Source organism: Devosia sp. (assembly GCF_036563435.1).
GTDB lineage: Bacteria > Pseudomonadota > Alphaproteobacteria > Rhizobiales > Devosiaceae > Devosia.
The window spans coordinates 235,968-257,056 of the sequence record NZ_DATCMJ010000015.1; the positions used below are offsets into that span (position 1 = coordinate 235,968).

17 protein-coding genes and 1 tRNA gene are annotated in these 21,089 nt (G+C 62.9%); 12 read left to right on the forward strand and 6 right to left on the reverse strand.

The genetic code is table 11. The annotated features are described in order from the left end of the window. Positions 1–14 precede the first annotated feature (14 nt). Entirely contained in the window at positions 15–1,424 is a 1,410-nt protein-coding gene (glnA, locus tag VIL88_RS11950) for a type I glutamate--ammonia ligase (protein ID WP_331989077.1), read from the reverse strand. Between the two features lie 65 nt (positions 1,425–1,489). Continuing rightward, positions 1,490–1,828, reverse strand: a complete 339-nt coding sequence (locus VIL88_RS11955; RefSeq protein ID WP_035079039.1) for a P-II family nitrogen regulator — start codon at positions 1,826–1,828, stop codon at positions 1,490–1,492. 335 nt (positions 1,829–2,163) lie between these two features. Between VIL88_RS11955 and VIL88_RS11960 the strand changes: the two genes are divergently transcribed. The 3 genes from VIL88_RS11960 to VIL88_RS11970 all read left to right on the forward strand — a co-directional run bounded on the left by VIL88_RS11960 (position 2,164) and on the right by VIL88_RS11970 (position 5,226). Next, positions 2,164–2,248: transfer RNA gene (locus tag VIL88_RS11960), tRNA-Leu, on the forward strand. A 45-nt stretch (positions 2,249–2,293) separates the two neighbouring features. Further along, on the forward strand, positions 2,294–3,673 hold the full coding sequence (tig, locus tag VIL88_RS11965) for a trigger factor (RefSeq protein WP_331989091.1): 1,380 nt from the start codon (positions 2,294–2,296) through the stop codon (positions 3,671–3,673). Between the two features lie 83 nt (positions 3,674–3,756). Then, positions 3,757–5,226, forward strand: coding sequence for an NAD(P)H-hydrate epimerase (locus VIL88_RS11970; RefSeq protein WP_331989093.1), 1,470 nt, complete (start codon positions 3,757–3,759; stop codon positions 5,224–5,226). An 18-nt stretch (positions 5,227–5,244) separates the two neighbouring features. On the opposite strand, the gene VIL88_RS11975 is transcribed toward VIL88_RS11970, so the two are convergent. Next, positions 5,245–6,720 carry an AMP nucleosidase gene (locus VIL88_RS11975; RefSeq protein ID WP_331989095.1) on the reverse strand — a complete coding sequence of 492 codons (1,476 nt, stop codon included), beginning with the start codon at positions 6,718–6,720 and terminating at the stop codon, positions 5,245–5,247. A gap of 400 nt (positions 6,721–7,120) precedes the next feature. Here VIL88_RS11975 and VIL88_RS11980 point away from each other — a divergent pair, with 400 nt between their 5' ends. Together VIL88_RS11980 and VIL88_RS11985 are read left to right on the forward strand one after the other, a co-directional pair. Next, on the forward strand, positions 7,121–8,023 hold the full coding sequence (locus VIL88_RS11980; RefSeq protein ID WP_331989097.1) for a bifunctional methylenetetrahydrofolate dehydrogenase/methenyltetrahydrofolate cyclohydrolase: 903 nt from the start codon (positions 7,121–7,123) through the stop codon (positions 8,021–8,023). Then, entirely contained in the window at positions 8,020–8,568 is a 549-nt protein-coding gene (locus VIL88_RS11985; protein ID WP_331989099.1) for a DUF1643 domain-containing protein, read from the forward strand. Before VIL88_RS11980 ends, VIL88_RS11985 begins: the two co-directional genes overlap by 4 nt. Positions 8,569–8,571: 3 nt before the next feature. On the opposite strand, the gene VIL88_RS11990 is transcribed toward VIL88_RS11985, so the two are convergent. Next, complete coding sequence (locus VIL88_RS11990) at positions 8,572–8,940, reverse strand: hypothetical protein (protein ID WP_331989101.1); 369 nt, start codon at positions 8,938–8,940, stop codon at positions 8,572–8,574. Position 8,941: 1 nt separating this feature from the next. After that, a complete protein-coding gene (metH, locus tag VIL88_RS11995; protein WP_331989103.1) occupies positions 8,942–12,694 on the reverse strand; it encodes a methionine synthase in 3,753 nt (1,250 codons plus the stop codon). A 244-nt stretch (positions 12,695–12,938) separates the two neighbouring features. Here metH and VIL88_RS12000 point away from each other — a divergent pair, with 244 nt between their 5' ends. From VIL88_RS12000 to VIL88_RS12030, 7 genes are read left to right on the forward strand one after another with little or no spacing between them, the layout of a single operon-like run. Next, a complete protein-coding gene (locus tag VIL88_RS12000; RefSeq protein ID WP_331989105.1) occupies positions 12,939–13,982 on the forward strand; it encodes a septal ring lytic transglycosylase RlpA family protein in 1,044 nt (347 codons plus the stop codon). 35 nt (positions 13,983–14,017) lie between these two features. Beyond that, entirely contained in the window at positions 14,018–15,163 is a 1,146-nt protein-coding gene (locus VIL88_RS12005; RefSeq protein WP_331989107.1) for a D-alanyl-D-alanine carboxypeptidase family protein, read from the forward strand. Between the two features lie 20 nt (positions 15,164–15,183). After that, on the forward strand, positions 15,184–15,870 hold the full coding sequence (gene tmk, locus VIL88_RS12010) for a dTMP kinase (protein ID WP_331989109.1): 687 nt from the start codon (positions 15,184–15,186) through the stop codon (positions 15,868–15,870). Further along, positions 15,867–16,889, forward strand: a complete 1,023-nt coding sequence (locus tag VIL88_RS12015) for an AAA family ATPase (RefSeq protein ID WP_331989111.1) — start codon at positions 15,867–15,869, stop codon at positions 16,887–16,889. The genes tmk and VIL88_RS12015 overlap by 4 nt, the downstream gene beginning before the upstream one ends. Next, on the forward strand, positions 16,886–18,436 hold the full coding sequence (gene metG, locus VIL88_RS12020; RefSeq protein ID WP_331989113.1) for a methionine--tRNA ligase: 1,551 nt from the start codon (positions 16,886–16,888) through the stop codon (positions 18,434–18,436). Before VIL88_RS12015 ends, metG begins: the two co-directional genes overlap by 4 nt. Next, the gene (locus VIL88_RS12025) at positions 18,437–19,216 is read left to right on the forward strand and encodes a TatD family hydrolase (protein WP_331989115.1); all 780 of its coding nucleotides are present in this window, start codon (positions 18,437–18,439) and stop codon (positions 19,214–19,216) included. A 2-nt stretch (positions 19,217–19,218) separates the two neighbouring features. Beyond that, on the forward strand, positions 19,219–20,055 hold the full coding sequence (locus VIL88_RS12030) for an MBL fold metallo-hydrolase (protein WP_331989117.1): 837 nt from the start codon (positions 19,219–19,221) through the stop codon (positions 20,053–20,055). Positions 20,056–20,059: 4 nt separating this feature from the next. Here the strand turns inward: VIL88_RS12030 and VIL88_RS12035 are convergent, their stop codons facing one another. After that, positions 20,060–21,061: a TIGR03842 family LLM class F420-dependent oxidoreductase gene (locus VIL88_RS12035; RefSeq protein WP_331989119.1), complete on the reverse strand. Its 1,002-nt coding sequence runs from the start codon at positions 21,059–21,061 to the stop codon at positions 20,060–20,062. Positions 21,062–21,089: the final 28 nt, after the last annotated feature.

Consider the following 21,089-nt stretch of genomic DNA (forward strand, 5'->3'; position numbering starts at 1 on the left):
CTCTACATCTCGGCTTAGGCCGAGTAGTACATTTCGTATTCCACCGGATGCGGCGTTTGCTCGAACTTGATGACTTCGGTCATCTTGAGCTCGATATAGCTGTCGATCTGGTCCTTGTCGAAGACGCCACCGGCCAGAAGGAACTCGTGGTCGGCTTCAAGCGCCTGCAGGGCTTCACGCAGGGAACCGCAGACATGGGGGATCTGCATCAGTTCCTGGCGCGGCAGTTCGTAGAGATCCTTGTCCATCGGATCGCCAGGGTGGATCTTGTTCTTGATACCGTCGATGCCGGCCATCAGCATGGCCGAGAAGGCCAGGTAGGGGTTGGCCAGCGGATCGGGGAAGCGGATCTCGACGCGCTTGGACTTCGGCGACTGGCCGAACGGGATGCGGCAGGAAGCCGAACGGTTGCGGGCCGAATAGGCCAGCAGCACAGGGGCCTCGAAGCCGGGCACCAGGCGCTTGTAGGAGTTGGTGGTCGGGTTGGTGAAGGCGTTGATGGCCTTGGCGTGCTTGATGATGCCGCCGATGTAGTAGAGGGCTTCCATCGAGAGGCCAGCATACTGGTCGCCGGCGAACAGCGGCTTGCCGTCCTTCCAGATCGACTGGTGGCAGTGCATGCCCGAACCGTTGTCGCCGAAGATGGGCTTGGGCATGAAGGTCACAGTCTTGCCATAGGCATTGGCGACCTGGTGGATGACGTACTTGTAGATCTGCACGTCGTCGGCAGCCTTGATCATCGGCGCAAACTTGATGCCGAGTTCGTGCTGGGCGGACGCCACTTCGTGGTGGTGCTTTTCGACCACAACGCCCATGTCGGCCATGGCCTGGAGCATCTCGCCGCGGATGTCCTGTGCGCTGTCGAGCGGCGGCACGGGGAAGTAGCCCTTCTTCATGCCGATGTGGTGGCCGTTATTGCCAGCCTCATAGGCAGTGTCGTTGTTGGTGGGCAGTTCCGGATGATCGACTTCAAAGCCCACCTTGTAGGGCGTGGCCGAGTAGCGCACGTCGTCGAACATGAAGAATTCGGGCTCTGCGCCGAACACGACGGTGTCGCCGATGCCGGAGGCCTTGAGGAAGGCTTCGGCCTTCTTGGCCGTAGTGCGCGGGTCGCGCGAATAGGGCTGGTAGGTCAGCGGCTCAAGAATGTCGCAGTTCACGACCAGCGTCGAGGCGCCGAAGAAGGGGTCCATGTAGGACGAGTTCGGGTCGGGCATCAGCACCATGTCGGACTCGTTGATGGCCTTCCAGCCACCAATCGAGGAGCCGTCGAACATCGTGCCTTCTTCAAACAGGTCCTCGTCGACGATCGAAACGTCGAGCGTCAGGTGCTGCAGCTTGCCGCGCGGATCGGTGAAGCGCAGGTCCACATACTTGATGTTCTCGTCCTTGATGCGCTTGAGGAGGTCGGCTCCGGTCGTCATTAGGTCTTCCCCTAAAATTCGGAAATGCGGTTGATGTTATTGCGGCTGGTCGCGCCGGGCAGGCCCTAGAGCGCGTCGTCGCCGAATTCTCCGGTACGGATGCGGATTGCCTGCTCGATCGAGTAGACAAAGATCTTGCCGTCACCGATGCGGCCGGTCTGGGCCGCGTTGCGGATGGCTTCGATGGCCTTTTCCGCCAGTTCGTCAGGGCACACGACTTCCACCTTCACCTTGGGCAGGAAGTCCACGACATATTCGGCCCCGCGATAAAGCTCGGTATGGCCCTTCTGCCGGCCGAAGCCCTTGGCCTCGGTAACGGTGATGCCCTGCAGGCCCACTTCCTGGAGTGCCTCTTTGACTTCGTCCAGCTTGAACGGCTTTACGATAGCCTCGATCTTTTTCATGTGAGAGCCTCCACTTGCCCTTTCGGTACCGCCCATTCGTATGCACGGGTCGTGCCAGACCTTTGGAGCGGCCATAGAGCCTTGATATTGTAAGGTTTTCGCCTCCTGATAGATTTGTGGAAGCGAACGGGCGAAAGCGTAGGCAGCTAAATTGTAGACAGATTGCACAATCTTTGTGCAACGCTAGGGGCGGTGTGACGCCAATCCTGCGCCAGAGTGCTACTTAAGGCGGCAGACGGTGCCCGAACGGCCGCACCGTAAAACCCCAAGCTAGGCTTTGACGCCCATTCCATCTTCATATAGATGCATCCGCAACCCGGCCAACGGGTCCTTTTGCGGGTGTGGCGGAATTGGTAGACGCACTGGATTTAGGTTCCAGCGCCGCAAGGCGTGGAGGTTCGAGTCCTCTCACCCGCACCATCTAGGATCTGGCCCTTCGAGAACAACGATTACGGGACAAACCCAATGCAGGTTACTGAGACCCTCAATGAAGGCCTCAAGCGCAAGCTGAGCGTCACCATTCCGGCAACCGACCTCAATTCGCGCCTCAATGCCAAGCTCGAAGAGCTCAAGGGCCAGGCCAACATCAAGGGCTTCCGTCCCGGCAAGGTGCCGCTGGCGCATCTCAAGAAGGTCTATGGTCGCTCGGCCATGTCCGAAGTGATGACCGATGCGATCAACTCGACGGTCTCGAGCACGCTCGACGAGCGCAAGGAACGCGCTGCAGCCCAGCCCAAGGTTGATCTGCCGCAGGATCAGGCCGTCATCAACAACGTGCTCGACGGCAATGCCGATCTCGCCTTCGACGTCGAGTACGAAGTGCTGCCGCCCGTGTCGCTGATGAACCTCGATGGCATCAAGATCACCAAGCCGGTGATCGACATCACCGACGAGGAAGTCACGGCCGAAGTGAACCGCGTCTTTGCCCAGAACCGTGGCTATACCGATAAGGGTGATGACGCCGTAGTCGAGAATGGCGACCGCCTGGGTCTGTCGTTTGTCGGCAAGATCGACGGCAAGCCCTTTGACGGCGGCACCTCCGACCATGCCCACCTGACGGTCGGCTCGAAGGAATTCATCCCGGGCTTCGAAGAGCAGCTCATCGGCATGAAGAAGGGCGAGACGCGCGAGATCGACGTCACGTTCCCCGAAGACTACCAGAGCAGCGAACTGGCCGGTAAGGCTGCCAAGTTCGAAGTCACCATCCTCCATGTCGATGGCCCCAACCAGGGCGATCTGGACGACGACTTCGCCAAGCGCCTCGGCCTCGACGACGTCGAAGCCCTGCGCGGTGCGGTGAAGACGCAGATGGAAAATGCGCTTGCCTCCATGAGCCGCCAGCACATGAAGCGCCAGATCCTCGACGCACTCGACGAGGGCCACAAGTTCGACGTTCCGTCCGAGCTGGTCGAAGCCGAATTCAACACGATCTGGCAGCGCGTCGAGCACGAAGTGCAGAGCCATGGCCGGTCCTTTGAAGACGAAGGCACGACCGAAGAGGCCGCACGCGAGCAGTACCGCAAGATCGCCGAGCGCCGCGTGCGCCTCGGTCTGGTCGTTGCCGAAATCGGCAACCAGAACGAAGTGAACGTCACCGAGGAAGAGCACCAGCAGGCGCTGATCGCCGAAGTGCGCCGCTTCCCCGGGCAGGAACAGCAGGTCTACGACTACTACCGCAAGAACCCGCAGGCCCTTGCCGGCCTCCGGGCCCCGGTCTTCGAAAACAAGGTCGTCGACTTCATCGCCGACAAGGGCGACATCACCGAGACCAAGATGAGCCGCGAAGAACTCGCCAAGCTGATCCAGGCCGACGAGGACGAGGTTCCCGAAGAGCACCACCACTAAGGTGCTTGTGCGCTAAACATGAGCCGCCCAGCAATGGGCGGCTTTTTTGTCAGCAGATCTCTGTTTCGCTCCTAGGAAGATCAATGCCTACATCACCGGAAGTCCTCCTTACGCCCGCCCAGATGGCCGAGGCAGACCGGCTTGCCGTTCAGGCCGGGATCAGCTCGCTGACGCTGATGGAAGCGGCCGGCAAGGCCGTCACCGAGGCAATCATCGAGCGCTACTACCAGCGCTCGGTGCTGGTGCTTTGCGGCCCCGGTAACAATGGCGGAGATGGCTTCGTGGTAGCCCGGCTGCTCAAGCAGAAGGGCTGGCCGGTTCAACTGCGGCTGATGGGCGAGAGAAGCGACCTCAAGGGCGACGCAGCAGCAATGGCCGATCTCTGGACCGGCCGCGTCGCTGCACCGACGGACGAGGATATCGAAGACGCCGACCTGATCGTCGATGCTCTCTTGGGCGCGGGTCTCGATCGCGATGTCGAAGGCCCGTTCAAGGCAATCATTGACGCCGTCAACGGCAGCACACGACCCGTTGTAAGTGTGGACGTACCGAGCGGCGTCGATGGCGCCACGGGAGCCGTGCGGGGAACGGCCATGGTGGCGGAGATGACGGTGACCTTCTTCCGCCACAAGCCGGGGCACTTCCTTGAACCCGGTCGGGGGCACTGCGGCGAGGTAGTGCTGGCCGATATAGGCATTCCCGAAGCCGTGCTCACGACGGTGAGAGCCTGGACTTGGCACAATACCCCCAGCCTCTGGAGCATTCCAGAGACGAACCGCCAGGGTAACAAGTTCGACCGAGGCCATGTTGTTGTTGTGTCAGGGCCGCCGCTGCAGACAGGTGCTGCGCGGCTGGCGGCGATGGGTGCCTTTCGCATCGGGGCCGGCCTCGTGTCGCTAACCGGATCGGAAGCGGCACTGATGGTGCATGCCAATCACGTCACGGCGGTGATGCTGAAGCCGGCACCCGACGCGGCAGCCCTGCGGGACCTCCTTGGCGACAAACGCATCAACGCTGTGGTGATCGGTCCCGCGGCGGGCAGGGGCGATGCAACGGCCGAGAACGTCCTGGCCGCGCTGGACTGCGGGTCAGCCGTGGTGCTCGATGCCGACGCACTGACCAGCTTCAGCGATGACGCCCCCCGCTTGTTCAGTGCCATCAGGGCAGGTTCGCGCCCGGTGGTGATGACGCCGCACGAGGGCGAGTTCGAGCGGCTGTTTGGCACCGTCGACGGGGGCAAGGTCGAGCGGGCGCTGATTGCCGCGCAGCGCTCCGGCGCCATCGTCATCCTCAAAGGCAGCGACACCGTGATCGCCAGCCCCTATGGCCGCGCCGCCATCAACGCCAATGCTCCCGCCTGGCTGGGTACGGCCGGCTCCGGCGACGTCCTTGCCGGCATGGTCGCGGGCCTCGTGGCGCAGGGCATGGGCGGCTGGGAGGCCGCCTGCGCCGCCGTGTGGCTTCACGCCGAAGCGGCCAACCGCTTCGGCGGTCCCGGCCTCATCAGCGAGGACGTCCCGCTGCTCGTGCCCGGGGTGCTGGCGAGCCTTTAACCGGCCAGCACAACGGCGCTACTGGAACGCCGTCTCGGCAAAACTGCGGAGCTTGCGCGAATGGAGCCGCTCTGCCGGCTGGTCGCGCAGGATTTCCATGGCGCGCAGCCCGATCTGCAGGTGGCGATTGACCTGGGTGCGGTAGAAATCCGAGGCCATGCCCGGCAGTTTCAGCTCGCCATGCAGCGGCTTGTCCGAGACGCAGAGGAGCGTGCCGTAGGGGACCCGGAAGCGGAAGCCGTTGGCGGCGATGGTGGCCGATTCCATGTCCAGCGCCACGGCGCGCGACTGGCTCAGCTGTCGCGTGATCTCGGTCTGGTCGCGCAGTTCCCAGTTGCGGTTGTCGAACGAAGCAACGGTGCCGGTGCGCATGATCTTCTTGGTTTCGACGCCCTCGGTCTCAGTCACCTCGTGCACCGCCTGCTCCAGGGCCACCTGGATTTCGGCCAGCGCCGGGATCGGCACGGAGAGCGGCAGGTCGGCGTCGAGCACGTGGTCTTCGCGGACATAGGCATGGGCAAGCACATAGTCGCCCAGTTCCTGCGAGTTTCGCAGGCCGGCGCAGTGACCGAGCATGATCCAGGCATGGGGGCGGAGCACCGCTATATGGTCGGTGATGGTTTTGGCATTGGCCGGGCCGACGCCGATATTGACCATGGTGATGCCGCGGCCGCGGCTTGCGGTCAGGTGATAGGCCGGCATCTGCGGCGCGCGCACCGGCGCCGTTCCGGCCACCGTGCCGCCGCGCAGCATGTTGTCCGTCACCACGTTTCCTGGCTCGATGAAGCTCTCGTAGTGCTCATGCCCCTCGCTCATATACTGCTTGGCGATGCGGCAGAACTCGTCGATGTAGAAGGCGTAGTTGGTGAAGATGACGAAGTTCTGGAAGTGCTTGGCATCGGTGCCGGTATAGTGGCTGAGCCGGAACAGCGAATAGTCCACGCGCGGCGCGGTGAAGGCCGATAGCGGGTAGGGACCGCCCTTGGGCGGCACAAAGGTGCCATTGGCGATCTCGTCGTCGGTATTGCCGAGGTCTGGCGCATCGAAAACGTCGCGCAGCGGCACATTGAGGGCGTTGAGCGCCTCGCCATCGATGCGCTCATTGGGGCGCACGGCGAAATGCAGCGGAATCGGCGTATCCGACTCGCCGATGTCGATCGTTCCGCCGTGATTACGCAGGATGACGGTGAACTGCTCCTGGAAATAGGTGCGGAACAGGTCCGGCGCCGTCACGGTCGTCCGGTAAAGGCCCGGCGTATGAAGAAAGCCATAGGGCAGGGTGCTTTCGTGGCGCGAATAGCTGGTAGAGCGGACTTCCACCTGAGGATAGCACGCGCGTACCCGCCCAGCGGGAACGACACCCTTTGCCAGAGCCTCGAGGTGCCCGCGGATAAAGGCCGTGTTGCGATGATAGAGCTCAGCCAGATAGTCCCAAGCCTTTTCCGGATCGGTAAAGGATTGCTTGTCGAGGCGGGGTGGGCTGATCGTGCTCATTCTTGCTCTTTCATCTTGCAGGCCCCGGATTGAGCCTGCCCTGCGGAATCGTGCTGCATGCGCTGCAATGTCTAGCCTTCTTGAATGACAGCTTCGCAGCGGCGCAGCAACTGCGCCGCGCTTGGCGTCTCCAATTCACAACGGCGTGACAGGTGCTTTTCTCGCCGCATTTGGCTCCCATCTTCCTTCTCAGTTCACCGGAATGGCAAGCGACCCATGCAGCTGGTGGACCAGGAACATCGTGCCGGCCGCTTGTCCCCCAAGCCCTCAACAGCGCGGTTGGTGATGTTCCAAAGGGCTGCAATGGCTTCACCGCCGTTGCGGCCCTTTTATTTGCTGGCGAGCATGGACGAAGTGGCTGTGGTTTTCTATTGCTGCGCCCGAGACCATGGAGGCCGCTATGAGCGCATCGATCATCGACGGAAAGAGCTTTGCCGAAGGCCTGCGCGGCCGGATTGCCGGTCATGTCGAGCGCCTAAAGCGCGAGCACGGCATCACGCCCGGCCTTGCCGTAGTGATCGTCGGACATGATCCGGGCAGCCAGGTCTATGTGGCGCAAAAGGCCAAACAGACCGTCGAGATGGGCATGCACTCCGAAAAATACGAGCTGCCGGAAGATACGAGCGAAGCCGAGATGCTGGCGCTGGTCGAGCGCCTCAACGCCGATCCGGCCATCCACGGCATCCTGGTGCAGTTGCCGGTGCCCAAGCAGATCGACCCGCTCAAGATCATCAACACCATCGATCCGGCCAAGGACGTCGACTGCTTTACGCCGGCAAGCGTCGGCAAGCTGGCGATCGGGCTGCCGGGACCGGTCTCTTGCACGCCCCTGGGCTGCCTGATGCTTTTGCGAGACAGGCTGGGCGATCTGTCTGGCCTCCATGCCGTGGTGGTGGGCCGCTCCAACCTCGTCGGCAAGCCGATGGCGCAGCTGCTGCTGCGCGAGAATTGTACGGTGACCCTGGCGCATTCGCGCACCCGCGACCTGCCTGATGTGGTGCGGCAGGCCGACATCGTGATCGCCGCCGTTGGGCGGCCCGAGATGATCAAGGGCGACTGGATCAAGCCTGGCGCTACGGTGATCGACGTGGGCATCAACCGCATCGACGCGCCGGAGCGTGGGGAAGGCAAGACGCGCCTCCTGGGCGACGTGGCCTTCAAGGAAGCGGCGGAAGTGGCCGGCGCCATCACCCCGGTCCCGGGCGGCGTCGGCCCCATGACGATCGCCTGCCTCCTTGCCAACACCGTGACCACTGCCTCGCTGATCAACGGCTTGGTACCGCCGAGCGACCTCACCGCATGATCGACGGCAGCGCGCATGATCCCGGCGGTCGGGTTCGCCTGGCGCTGATGCCTGGCGTCAAAGGGGATGCGCAGTTCAGCGACCCCGAGCATCGCCAGATCATGCGGCGCTGGCTGGGCGAGAGCTTCCCCGACCGCTTCATCCTCTTTATCGGCATGAATCCGTCGACGGCCGACGCGACGGTCAATGATCCCACCTGCGCGCGGGAATGGACCTTTGCCCTGCGCGAAGGGTACTCGGCCATGGCCAAGGGGAATGTAGGCGACTACCGGGCGACCGACCCCAAAATGCTGCTGGCGCCGGGCGTGGTCGCAGTTTCACCGGCCAACCTGCCGTCGCTGCGCGAAACTGCCGCCATGGCAGACCGGGTGGTGCTCTGCCACGGCAAGCTCAACAAGGCCCTGGCTGCAGCGGGCAAGGAACTGGTGGCTGCGCTACGCGCGGATGGCATCCCACTCTGGTGCTTCGGCACCAATGCCGATGGATCGCCCAAGCATCCGCTTTATCTCAAGGCTGATACCCCACTGGTGCCGTTTGAAGGATAGCCTCTAAGGCACGGGTGAAGCCGCCTGGTCCGCACCAGCCAGATAGAACGACCGCGCCACCGTGTGGTCGCGCAGGGCCTGGGCCGGCAGCTTGCCCGTGAGCGCCGCCACCACCACCGACTGATCCTTCACTGCACTGGCATCCACGACGACACGGCTGAACACCGGCCGCAGGCCTTGCTTGGCTCCTTCAAGGAGGTCGAACAGCAGGGCACGGACGTCCGTGCGCATGGCGCAGGCCATGCACTGCACCCCGTCGGCATGGCCGTGACCGGAATTGGCGGGCAGACGGAGCAGCGCCGTGTCTCCGTCGAGCGGGAGCAGGCCTCCCTGGGTCACGAGGGTCACCGGAATGGGGTCGATCTGCTTCATCTCACTCCGCAGCCACGATAGCCGGACCGGGGATGTAATTGAGGATCGGCCCCAGCCAGCGCTCGACTTCACTCACGGACATGCCCTTGCGCTCGGCGTAATCCATCACCTGGTCGCGCTCGACCTTGGCGACGCCGAAGTAATAGGCATCCGGATGGCTGAAATAGAGCCCCGAGACGGATGAGCCCGGCCACATGGCGTAGCTTTCCGTTAGCGTCACGCCGGCATTCTTCTCTGCATCCAGCAGGCGGAACAGCGTGGTCTTCTCCGTGTGGTCCGGTTGGGCCGGATAACCAGGCGCCGGGCGGATGCCGCGGTATGTCTCCGCGACCAGTTCCTCGGCCGAAAACGTCTCGTCGGCGCTATAGCCCCAGAGCTCCTTGCGCACACGCTCGTGCATTTGCTCCGCATAGGCTTCGGCGAAGCGGTCGGCGAGGGCCTTGACCAGGATGGACGAATAATCGTCGTTGGCCGCTTCGAACCGTTCGGCGATCGCCACCTCCTCAAGCCCCGCGGTCACCACGAAGGCGCCGAGATAGTCCGGCATACCGAGCGGTGCAACGAAGTCGGCCAGGGCCATATGCGCCTTGCCGTCACGCTTGCTCAGTTGCTGGCGCAGAGTGAACAGGGTGGCCAGTTCCTGGGAGCGATCATCTCCGGTGAACAGGCGAATGTCGTCGCCCACGGCATTGGCCGGCCAGAAGCCCACCACGCCGCGCGGCTTGAACCACTTCTCGTCGATGATCTGCTTCAGCATGGCCTGGGCATCGGCAAACAGCTGGCGCGCCGCCTCGCCCTGGCGCTCGTCTTCCAGAATGGCCGGATAACGGCCCTTAAGTTCCCATGTCTGGAAGAATGGGGTCCAGTCGATATAGGTGGCGAGTTCGGCCAGGTCCGCATCGTCGAACACCCTGGTGCCGATGAAGCTTGGCTTGGGCGGCGTGTAGCCGGACCAATCGGGTTGGAAGCGGTTGGCGCGCGCTTCAGCCAGCGGCACCCGCTTCTTTTCCGCCTCCGCACGTTCGTGCGCGGCGGCAGCCTTGGCATATTCGGCGCGAATGTCTTCGATGAAGCTGACCTTGGTGTCCTTCGACAGGAGGTTTCCGACCACGCCCACAGCACGGCTGGCATCGTTGACATGCACCGCCTGGCCCGCCGAGTAGCGCGGGTGAATCTTGACGGCGGTATGGACACGACTGGTGGTAGCGCCGCCGATCAACAGCGGAATATCGAAGCCTTCGCGCTCCATTTCGGCGGCCACGTGGACCATCTCGTCGAGCGAGGGTGTGATCAGCCCGGAGAGGCCGATGATATCGACATTCTCTGTGCGCGCCGTCTCGAGGATCTTGGCCGTCGGCACCATGACGCCGAGGTCGATGATCTCGTAGTTGTTGCAGGATAGGACAACGCCGACGATGTTCTTGCCGATGTCATGGACGTCGCCCTTGACCGTGGCCATCAGCACCTTGCCGGCACTTTGGCGGCCGGCGGCATCGCCACCGGCGTTCTTTTCTGCTTCCATGAAGGGCAGGAGGTGGGCCACGGCCTGCTTCATAACGCGGGCCGACTTCACCACCTGCGGCAGGAACATCTTGCCCGAGCCGAACAGGTCCCCCACGATGGACATGCCGTCCATCAGCGGTCCCTCGATAACGTGCAGCGGCCGGGGCAGCTTCAGGCGCGCTTCCTCTGTATCGGCCTCGATATATTCGGTGATGCCGTTGACCAGCGCATGGGCGATGCGCTCCTCGACCGGCTTCTCGCGCCAGCTGAGATCCTTGGCGGCGGCTTCCTTGCCGGCGGTGCCGCGATAGCGTTCTGCCAGCGCCAGGAGGCGATCGGTGGCTTCGGGGTTACGGTTGAGGATCACGTCCTCGCAGGCGTCGCGCAATTCGGGGTCGATGCTTTCATAGACCGCCAGTTGGCCGGCATTGACGATGCCCATGTCCATGCCGTTCTGGATGGCATAGTAGAGGAAGACGGCGTGCATCGCCTCGCGCACCGGCTCATTGCCGCGGAACGAGAAGCTGAGGTTGGAAATGCCCCCCGAAATGTGGACATGGGGCAGGGTCTCGGTGATCTGCTTGGTCGCCTCGATGAAGGCCACCCCGTAACCGTTGTGTTCCTCGATGCCGGTGGCGACCGCAAAGACATTGGGATCAAAAACAATGTCTTCGGGCGGAAAGCCGACTTCTTCGGTGAGGAGCTTGTAGGCCCGCGTGCAGATCTCGACCTTGCGCTCGAGCGTATCAGCCTGGCCCTGCTCGTCGAAGGCCATGACCACGACAGCGGCGCCATAGGCGCGCACCAGGCGGGCATAGTGGAGGAACTGCTCCTCGCCCTCTTTCATCGAGATGGAATTGACCAGCGCCTTGCCCTGCACGCATTTGAGGCCAGCCTCGATCACGTCCCACTTGGAACTGTCGATCATCAGCGGCACCTTGGCGATGTCGGGTTCGGCCGCCAGCAGGTTGAGGAAGTCGATCATGACCTGCTTGGAGTCGATCAGGCCTTCGTCCATGTTGATGTCGATGACCTGGGCGCCATTGGCGACCTGGTCGCGCGCGACGTCCAAGGCCGCCGTGTAGTCGCCAGCGGTGATGAGCTTGCGGAAGCGGGCGGAGCCGGTGACGTTGGTGCGCTCACCCACATTGACGAAGGGAATATCCTTGGTGAGCGTGAAGGGCTCGAGGCCCGAGAGACGCAGGAGCCTGTCGGCCTCGGGTACCGCGCGCGGCTTGTATTTGCCCACGGCCTTGGCGATGGCGCGGATATGGTCCGGGGTCGAGCCGCAGCAGCCACCGACGATGTTGAGATAGCCGGCCTCGGCAAAGCCTTCGATCTGCTCGGCCATGAATTCGGGGCTCTCGTCATACTGACCGAAAGCGTTGGGCAGGCCGGCATTGGGATAGGCACAGATAAAGGTGTCGGCGACGTCCGAGAGCTCGCCCAGATGCGCCCTCATGGCATTGGCGCCAAGTGCGCAGTTGAGGCCGATGGTCAGCGGATTGGCATGACGCACCGAGTACCAGAACGCCGTCGGCGTCTGTCCGGAGAGGGTGCGGCCGCTAAGATCGGTGATCGTGCCCGAGATCATGATCGGCACATCGATGCCGCGCTCCTGGAACAGCCGCTGGGCGGCGAAGATGCCTGCCTTGGTGTTGAGCGTGTCGGTGATGGTCTCGAACAGCAGGAGATCGGCGCCGGCATCGACCAGGCCACGGATCGCTTCGCCATAGGCTTCCACCAGCTGGTCGAAGGTAATGGAGCGGAAGCCAGGGCTGGTGACGTCCGTCGACATGGACGACGTCTTGTTGGTCGGCCCGAGGGCGCCGGCAACAAACCGGCGGCGGCCGTCCGCCTCTTCCGCCCGCTGGGCGGCGCGGCGGGCAACCACCACGCCCTGGTAGTTGATGTCGTAGACGGCGCTCTCGCAGGCATAGTCGGCCTGGGCGACCGATGTGGCCGAGAAGGTGTTGGTCTCGGCGATGTCCGCACCAGCCATGAAATACTGGTAGTGGATATCCTCGATGAGCTGCGGCTCGGTGATCACCAGCAGGTCGTTGTTGCCCTGCAGCGGCTGATTCCAAGCCTTGAAGCGCTCGCCGCGGAAGTTGGCCTCGGTCAGGTTCTGGCGCTGGATCATGGTGCCCATGGCCCCGTCCAGGATCAGGATGCGTTCCTGCGCGGCCTTGGTGAGGGCAGCGCGGACTTCCGTCCAGTCGGGAATATGGGCGTCATTGACTTGGCTCATCGCCATCTACCTCTAACCGGGTACTAAGGGGGTGACATAAAGATATCTTTATATCTGTTGGCGCGCAAGGCCAGGACCGGCCGACCGACCGGCTAACCAATTGACATCAAATCGTGCGTACAGTGCTAACACTCTGTTGGCCTTAACCTCGCTGAAACCAGAAAGGCGTTCTTTGGAGGCGAGCGCCTTTTGATCGCGTTATGATCTGCGCTCGCATTGTGACCAGCGTAAGAGTTTGCGTACCGTGACGACGACCCCTTGGCGTAACGCCATTCGCCTTGTCGCCCTCGCTTCCCTCCTTGCACCGGCGATCGCCGCCTGTTCCGGCGGAGGGCTGGGTGCGACCGTCAAGCGCGACGCCTTCACCTCCAAGGAATATGGTGTCGCCGTTTCACCCCGCGTGACCACCAATCCCAACCCGCCCAAGGGCGGCGGCCGCTACCAAGTTGGTAAGCCCTACACCGTGCGCGGCAAGACCTATGTGCCGCAGGAAAATCCGGCAGGCTATGCCGATAGCGGCGAAGCCTCCTGGTATGGTTCGGACTTCCACGGCCGCCGTACGGCCAATGGCGAAATCTTTTCGGCAAACGCCATCACCGGCGCCCATCCGACCCTGCCGCTGCCATCCTATGTGCGCGTGACCAACCAGCAGAATGGCCGCTCGGTCATCGTGCGGGTCAACGATCGCGGACCCTACATGCCCGGCCGCATCATGGACCTGTCCTATCGCGCCGCCGCCATGCTCGGTTACGTCAACAATGGGCATGCGCAGATCCATGCCGAATATGTCGGTCCCGCACCGCTAGAAGGAGACGACACCCGCATGCTGGTCGCCAGCTATTCGGGTCCGGCCGATTTCGGCGGCGACACCCGCATCGCCTATGCCGACAACACCAACAGCCTGGCCGACATTGCCGGCAACTTCTTTGGTGGCCTTTTCTCCTATGCCGACACGACGCCGCAGCAAGCGGATGCGGCCATCGGCTCGGCGCATGCAGCGGTCAATGCCATGGCGACCCGCTCGCCCCAACTGGCCGACTGGGTCGAGTCGGTGGATGCGGATGCCCGCACCATTGACCTCACACTTGGCATCTTCGCCAACCAGAACAACGCCATCGCGCTGGCGCAGCAGTTTGCCCTGCTCGGGGCGGTTGCTGAAGAGCCGGTTACCGTGAACGGCCGCGACGCGACCCGCCTCAAGATGACCTACCTCAAGCCCGGCGTTTCACGAATAGATGTTCTTGATCTGGCTCGCGATCTTGGGCTCAATGACATAAAGCTCAATTAGTCTGGCTGCCGGCAGGCGCCGGCGGAGGAGAGAACGTGAAGCGGATTTTGCGAGTAGTGGCGGCGACGCTGGCACTGATCACGCCGGTATTTGCCCAGGCGCAGTTCGAGACGCAGGCAAAGTTCGCCATCCTCATGGATGAAGAATCGGGGACCGTCATCTTCCAGAAGGATGCAGACCTGCCCATGGAGCCGGCCAGCATGGCCAAGCTCATGACCATTGCCGTCGTGTTTAACGAAGTCCGGGCCGGCCGCGTGAAGATGACGGACGAGTTCTTCGTCTCCGAGCATGCCTGGCGCACCGGCGGCGCCACTTCGGGCGGCTCGACCATGTTTGCGGATCTTAATTCCAAGATCAGCGTCGAAAACCTCGTGCGCTCGGTGATCATCCAGTCCGGCAATGACGCGGCTATCGTGCTGGCTGAAGGCATCGCCGGATCGGAAGGCAGCTTCGCCGCGATGATGAACGAGCTGGCGCAGGATATCGGGCTGACGGATTCACACTTCACCAATCCGACCGGCCTGCCGGATCCGAACATGCACGTCACGGCGCGCGACCTGGCGGACCTTGCCCGCTACCTGATCCGTGAATATCCCGATTACTACCACTACTTCTCCGAACCCGAGATGGAGTGGAACGGCATCACCCAGCCGAACCGCAATTCCCTGGTCGAGATGGGGATCGGCGTGGATGGCCTTAAGACGGGCCATACGGAAGCGGCGGGTTACGGGTCTGTCATTTCGACGGACGAAGGCGGGCGGCGCCTCATCGGTGTGGTGCATGGTCTCACCTCCATGGCGCAGCGCACCGAAGAGGGGCGCAAGCTCATCACGTGGGGCTCCCGCGCCTTCGAGCGTGTCTCCGCCTATACCGATGGTGCGGTCGTGGCCCATGCCAATGTCTATGGCGGCACCAGCGGCAGCGTTGCGCTTGTCGGCGATGGCGAAATCGCGCTCTACCTGCCGCGCGGTTCGCGCAAGTGCCTCAGCGCCTCGGTGTCCTATACCGGGCCACTGATGCCGCCCGTGATGCAGGGTGATCAGGTCGCCGAACTTCGCGTCTTCTGCGACGACCAGCTGGTGCAGGTGGCGCCGCTTTATGCTGCAGAAACGGTGGAAGAGGGCGGCATTACCCGCAAGGCTGCCGACGCGCTGAAGCAACTGGCTCTTGGCTGGATGTAAGACTCTGCTAGAAAGCCGCCATGCTCGATGCGCCAAACACCAGCCCCGCCCGCTTCATTACCTTTGAAGGTGGCGAAGGCGTTGGCAAATCCACCCAGGTCAAGCGCCTGCAGCACAACCTGCAGCAGCGCGACATCGAGGTCGTGCGGACGCGGGAGCCGGGTGGCACCCCCAAGGCGGAAGCGATCAGGTCCTTTATCCTGCAGGGTCGTTCCGAAAGCTGGGGGCCCGGTGCAGAGGCCGTTCTTTTCGCTGCCGCTCGGCTCGACCACGTCAATCAGCTGATCGCCCCCAATCTCCGGAAGGGGATATGGGTTCTGTCGGATCGCTTCCACGATTCCACGCGGGCCTATCAGGGCCTGACCGGGGGCGTCGATCCCAAGCTGATCACGGGACTGGAGTCGCTGGCGCTCGATGGGCATACGCCGGACCTGACCATCCTTCTCGACATGGAGCCCGAGGACGCCTTCGAGCGCGTCGCGCAACGCGCTGTGGAAGATGGGCTGGAACTGACCGGTGACCGGTTCGAGAAGGAAGAACTCGATTGGCACGAGCGCCTGCGCGATGCCTTCGTGGCCATTGCCAAGGCCAAGCCTGATCGGTGCGTCCTGGTCTCCGCCGCCCAGCCGGAAGACGCACTGGAAGCTGAAATCTGGGAGCTCGTCAGCGGCCGCTTCCCGGAACTGCAAGACGGTCCTTCGGCGTGAGCGATCCCGATGCCCTGGCCGACGTGCCGCCACCGGAACGGCGGCAACGGGCGCGTGGGCATGACCTGGCCCGCAGTGCCATCCTCAGCCAATTGGCCGAGCGGCGGCTTCCCGGGGCGATCCTGCTGCATGGACCGCAGGGGATCGGCAAGGCGACCTTTGCCTTCGAGCTGGCAGCCGCAATCCTTGCCTCGACCGGTGACGAGCCGCCACATCGAGTGGAAGAGCAGATTGCGGCCATGGCGCATCCCAATCTATTTCTGCTGCGTCGCCGGCCCAAGGACGCCAAGGGGTTCTACACCGTGATCCGGGTGGAGGATGTGCGTGAGCTGCGCGACAGCCTCCACCATACACGGGGCAGGGCGGGACACCGTGTTGCCATCATCGACAGCATCGACGACTGCAACCCCTCGGCGGCGAACGCCCTGCTCAAAACGCTGGAAGAACCGCCAGCGGAAACGATCTTCCTCCTGGTATCGCACCGACCGGGGCAACTGCTGCCCACGATCAAGTCGCGCTGCCATAACCTGGCACTGCGGCCGGTGGCTGACGAAGATGTCCGTGCCGTGGTCGCCGAGCACGACCGGGCCCTTGGACAGGTGGAGCTCGAACAGGCCGTTGCCCTTGCCGCCGGTCGCCCGCGCCGTGCCTTCGAGACCCTGGCACTGGGCGCCGAATCCGCGCTGGGGGCGCTGCAGGCCTGGCTCGGCAACCCGGCGCAACATCCTGCGGCGGTCCACATCAAGCTTGCCGACGTGCTGGGCGCCGATAGCCAAAGCGCCGAACTGACCTTTGCGCGCGAGCTGATCGCCGACTGGGTGGCGGCCGAAGCACGCGAGGCGGCGGGGCAGGCGGGCGGGCGGATGCGCCTTGCCTCCGCCACCGAGCTATGGGACAAGGCACACGCCCTCTTCGCGGAGGCTGACAGCATCAATCTGGATATGAAACAGACGCTTGTCGCCATTTTCGACGCGATCAGGAAACATGCTGCAATGACCATTCCAGCCGAGACACTATGACCCTCAAGCCGTTCTACGTCACCACTGCGATCTCCTATCCCAATGGCGCGCCCCATATCGGCCACGCCTATGAGATGATCGCGACCGACGCCATCGCGCGGTGGAAGCGGCTGGAGGGGCGGGACGTTTATTTCCTGACCGGCACCGATGAGCATGGCATCAAGATGGTGCAGACGGCTGCCACACAAGGGGTCAGCCCGCGCGAGCTCGCCGACCGCAATTCGGCCGAGTTCAAGCGGTTGGCTGAAGTGCTCGCCATCACCAATGACGACTTCATTCGCACGACGGAGAAGCGCCACCACGAGGCCAGCCAAGCCATCTGGAAGAAGATGGCCGCCAGCAGCAATGGCGACATCTTCCAGTCCACCTACAAGGGCTGGTATTCGGTGCGCGACGAAGCCTATTTCGACGAAGCCGAACTGACCGAGAAGAATGGCAAGAGGTTTGCCCCCAGTGGCGCTGAAGTTAGCTGGGTGGAGGAGCCAACCTACTTCTTCCGCCTCTCTGCCTACCAGGACAAGTTGCTCGAGCTCTACGAGAGCAATCCTGACTTCATTGCACCCAAGGAACGGCGCAACGAGATCATCTCCTTCGTCAAGGGCGGACTGCAGGACCTCTCCATCTCCCGCACCACGTTCGACTGGGGCATTCCTGTGCCGGATGCTCCGGGACACGTGATGTATGTTTGGGTCGACGCGCTGACCAACTACATCACCGGCGTTGGCTTTCCCGACGAGGCGAGCGAACTGTTCCAGAAGTTCTGGCCGGCCGATCTGCATGTGATCGGCAAGGACATCATCCGCTTCCACACTGTCTACTGGCCCGCTTTCCTGATGAGCGCCGGCATCCCGGTGCAGCACCGCGTCTTCGCGCATGGCTTCCTGACTGTTGACGGCCAAAAGATGAGCAAGTCGCTGGGCAATGTGATCGATCCCTTTGAGCTGGTCGAGCAGTTCGGCGCCGATGCCGTGCGCTACTTTTTCCTGCGCGAAGTGTCCTTCGGCAATGACGGCGATTACAGCCATGAAAAGCTGATCAACCGCGTCAATGCGGACCTTGCTAACAACCTGGGCAACCTGGCGCAGCGGTCACTCTCCATGATCAACAAGAACTGCGACGGCAAGGTGCCTGAATTCGGCCATGCGACGGCGGCCGACGAGGCGCTGGAGGCCGAGGTGGGCGAGGCCATCCAGGTAGCGCAGCGCGCCATGGACGAGCAGCTGGTGCACGAGGCGACGGGGGCGATCATTGCCGCGCTGAGCTCGGCCAACAATTACTTCGCCGCCCAGGAGCCCTGGGCACTCAAGAAGACCGATCCGCAACGGATGGCGAGCGTGCTCTATCGCACGGCCGATACGGTGCGTCGGCTGGCCATTCCGATGCTGGCCTTCGTGCCGGCTTCGGCGGCCAAGCTCCTTGAGCAACTGGCGGTGCCGGAAGAGGATTGGCTGATCCCGCTCGCTCTGGTGAAAAACCGTCTGGTGCCCGGCACGGCACTGCCGGTGCCGCAGGGCGTCTTTGCCCGTCTCGAGCGCAAGGCCGAATAGATGCTGATCGACAGCCACTGCCATCTGGATTTCCCGGATCTGGCAGCCGATATCGATGGTGTCCTCCAGCGGGCGACGGCGGCTGGTGTCGACGGAATGGTGACGATTTCCACACATGTGGAAAAGTTCTCCACATATGCAGCGATAGCGGAACGTTACCGGAACGTCTGGTGCTCGGTCGGTACGCATCCGCACCATGCCGACCAGGAACTGCATATCACAACGGATGACCTGATCCGGCTAAGTGCCCATCAGCGTTGCATTGCCGTTGGAGAGGCCGGGCTCGACTACTTCTACGACAATGCTCCGCGCGAGGCGCAGGCCACCGGCCTCAGGCGGCATATTGCAGCGGCACGTATCACCGGTCTTCCACTGGTTATCCACAGCCGCAAGTGCGACGAGGATATGGCTGCGATCCTTCAGGATGAAGCGGGGCAGGGGGCATTTCCGTTCCTGCTGCATTGCTTCACCGCTGGCGAGGCCCTGGCCCGAACGGCCCTCGATCTTGGCGGCTATATCTCCTTTTCGGGGATCATCACCTTCCGCAATGCGGAGGAGATTCGTGAGGTCGCCAAGTTCGTGCCTGCCGACCGGTACCTGGTCGAGACCGATGCGCCCTACCTGGCGCCGATCCCGCACCGTGGTGAAAGCAACGAGCCGAGTTTCGTACGGCATACGGCCGAGAAGGTGGCTGAGGTGCGGGGGCTGAGCCTTGAACAGGTCGGCGCGGAGACAACTGCCAATTTCTACCGGCTTTTCAGCAAGGCGAGCCCGCTCTGACCATGCCGGCGGCCGAACGGATCATCGCGACCATTTTGGGCTGCGGCTCGTCCGGCGGCGTGCCGCGCATCGGCAATGTCTGGGGCGATTGCGACCCGCAGGAGAAGCGGAACCGCCGCCGACGCTGCGCTCTGCTGCTGGAGGGATGGCGGAACGACTCGGACGAGCCGACGCGGGTCCTGATCGATACCGGCCCCGACATCCGGGAGCAGTTGCTGGATGCCCGCGTCGATCGAGTCGATGCCGTGCTCTATACGCATGCGCATGCCGACCACATCCACGGCATCGATGACTTGCGGGTGCTGGCGCTGCATAACCGCAAGCGCGTGGATGTGTACTTCACGGCCGAAACCGGTGCGCGGCTGCGCGAGGCCTTCGGCTACTGCTTCGCCACGCCGCCAGGCAGCGACTATCCGCCCATTCTCAACGCGCACGAGATCGTGGCCGGGAACAACGTCGTCGTCGAGGGCCCAGGCGGCACGATTGATCTGCTGGCCTTCGAGCAGGAACACGGCAAGATCACCTCGCTGGGCTTCCGCGTCCATGACTTTGCTTATTCGGTCGATCTATCAGGCTTTCCGGAAACGTCCTTCCCCGCGATCAGCGGGCTCGACTTCTGGATCCTCGATGCGCTACGGCCGACGCCGCATCCGAGCCATCTGAGCCTGCCGGAAAGCCTTGAGTGGATCGCCCGGTTCAAACCGCGGCAAGTGGTGCTGAGCGACCTTCACATCGACCTCGATTACGCTCGCACGGAAGCGGAAACGCCGGAGCATGTTACTCCGGCGTTCGATGGCATGCAGATCGATGTGATGAGCGGTTCGATCCTCAACCGCTAGTGGCTCAGCGGAAGGCTGGGATCACGTGGCGGCCATAGCCGGCAATGATTTCCTCCTCGTCGCCGCTGTCGAGATAGATGTTGAACTGCGTGACGCCGGCATCCTTGAGCTGGTGGATCTTGCCGATGTGCTCGTCGGGTTCGCCGAGAACGCAGAAATTCTCTACGACGTCGGGGGTGATGAAGTCCAGGAACGGATTGTCGGCCTGGCCGTGCTTTGAATAGTCATAGCCGCGGCGCTTCTCGATATAGCTGGTGAGGCTGGCCGGCACCTTGTCGCTGTCGGCGCCGTATTTCTCAACGATGTCGGCCACATGGTTGCCCACCATGGCGGGGAACCACTTGGTGGCCTCGATGGCGCGGGCCTTGTCGCCGAAATAGGCAGGGGCCGCCGCCATCGATCGGAAGTTCGACATGTCCTTGCCCGCCGCCTTGCCGGCGTCGATACACTGGCCTGTAAACCACTTGCAGAGACCAGGATCAGCGAGCTGCAGGACGACGCCGTCGGCATGTTCGCCAGCGGTCTTGAGCGCCAGCGGACCATAGGCCGCGATCCAACTCGGCATGTGGTGGCCAACAGCCCAGGGGAACTTCACTGCTGCCGGGATGTCGCCATAGGACACCTCCTCGCCGCGCACCATGGCCTTGGTCTTGTGGATGAATTCAGCCACGCGCGCGAGGGTGGCGGGTTTCTTGCCCATGACGCGCATGGAGGAGTCGCCGCGCCCAACGGCCAGATCGAAGCGGCCGCCCGACTGCTTGGATAGAGAGCCGAAGATGGAAGCGGCGACCGACCAATCGCGCACGTCAGGATTGGTCACCAGAGGACCGAAGCGCATGTCGGTCGTATGTTCCATGCACATGGCGATGGCGGCGTAGCAGTCGCGCCAAAGGATATGCGAGTCATAGAACCAGCAATAGCTGAACCCGGCATATTCGGCGGCGCGCACCAGATACCGCGCCCGCTCGGCTTCGATGAAGCCCTTGAAGGTGATGCCGAACTCCATGACTGCCTCCCATTTGCTCACGGTCTAA

Bases quoted from the DNA above. Each gene is read 5' to 3' on its own strand.
- VIL88_RS12035 (WP_331989119.1), bottom strand. From the start codon at position 21,061: ATGGAGTTCGGCATCACCTTCAAGGGCTTCATCGAAGCCGAGCGGGCG.
- VIL88_RS12030 (WP_331989117.1), top strand. From the start codon at position 19,219: ATGCCGGCGGCCGAACGGATCATCGCGACCATTTTGGGCTGCGGCTCG.
- tmk (WP_331989109.1), top strand. From the start codon at position 15,184: ATGCTCGATGCGCCAAACACCAGCCCCGCCCGCTTCATTACCTTTGAA.
- VIL88_RS11980 (WP_331989097.1), top strand. From the start codon at position 7,121: ATGAGCGCATCGATCATCGACGGAAAGAGCTTTGCCGAAGGCCTGCGC.
- tig (WP_331989091.1), top strand. From the start codon at position 2,294: ATGCAGGTTACTGAGACCCTCAATGAAGGCCTCAAGCGCAAGCTGAGC.
- VIL88_RS11975 (WP_331989095.1), bottom strand. From the start codon at position 6,720: ATGAGCACGATCAGCCCACCCCGCCTCGACAAGCAATCCTTTACCGAT.
- metH (WP_331989103.1), bottom strand. From the start codon at position 12,694: ATGAGCCAAGTCAATGACGCCCATATTCCCGACTGGACGGAAGTCCGC.
- glnA (WP_331989077.1), bottom strand. From the start codon at position 1,424: ATGACGACCGGAGCCGACCTCCTCAAGCGCATCAAGGACGAGAACATC.
- VIL88_RS11955 (WP_035079039.1), bottom strand. From the start codon at position 1,828: ATGAAAAAGATCGAGGCTATCGTAAAGCCGTTCAAGCTGGACGAAGTC.
- VIL88_RS11985 (WP_331989099.1), top strand. From the start codon at position 8,020: ATGATCGACGGCAGCGCGCATGATCCCGGCGGTCGGGTTCGCCTGGCG.
- VIL88_RS11970 (WP_331989093.1), top strand. From the start codon at position 3,757: ATGCCTACATCACCGGAAGTCCTCCTTACGCCCGCCCAGATGGCCGAG.
- VIL88_RS12025 (WP_331989115.1), top strand. From the start codon at position 18,437: ATGCTGATCGACAGCCACTGCCATCTGGATTTCCCGGATCTGGCAGCC.
- metG (WP_331989113.1), top strand. From the start codon at position 16,886: ATGACCCTCAAGCCGTTCTACGTCACCACTGCGATCTCCTATCCCAAT.
- VIL88_RS11990 (WP_331989101.1), bottom strand. From the start codon at position 8,940: ATGAAGCAGATCGACCCCATTCCGGTGACCCTCGTGACCCAGGGAGGC.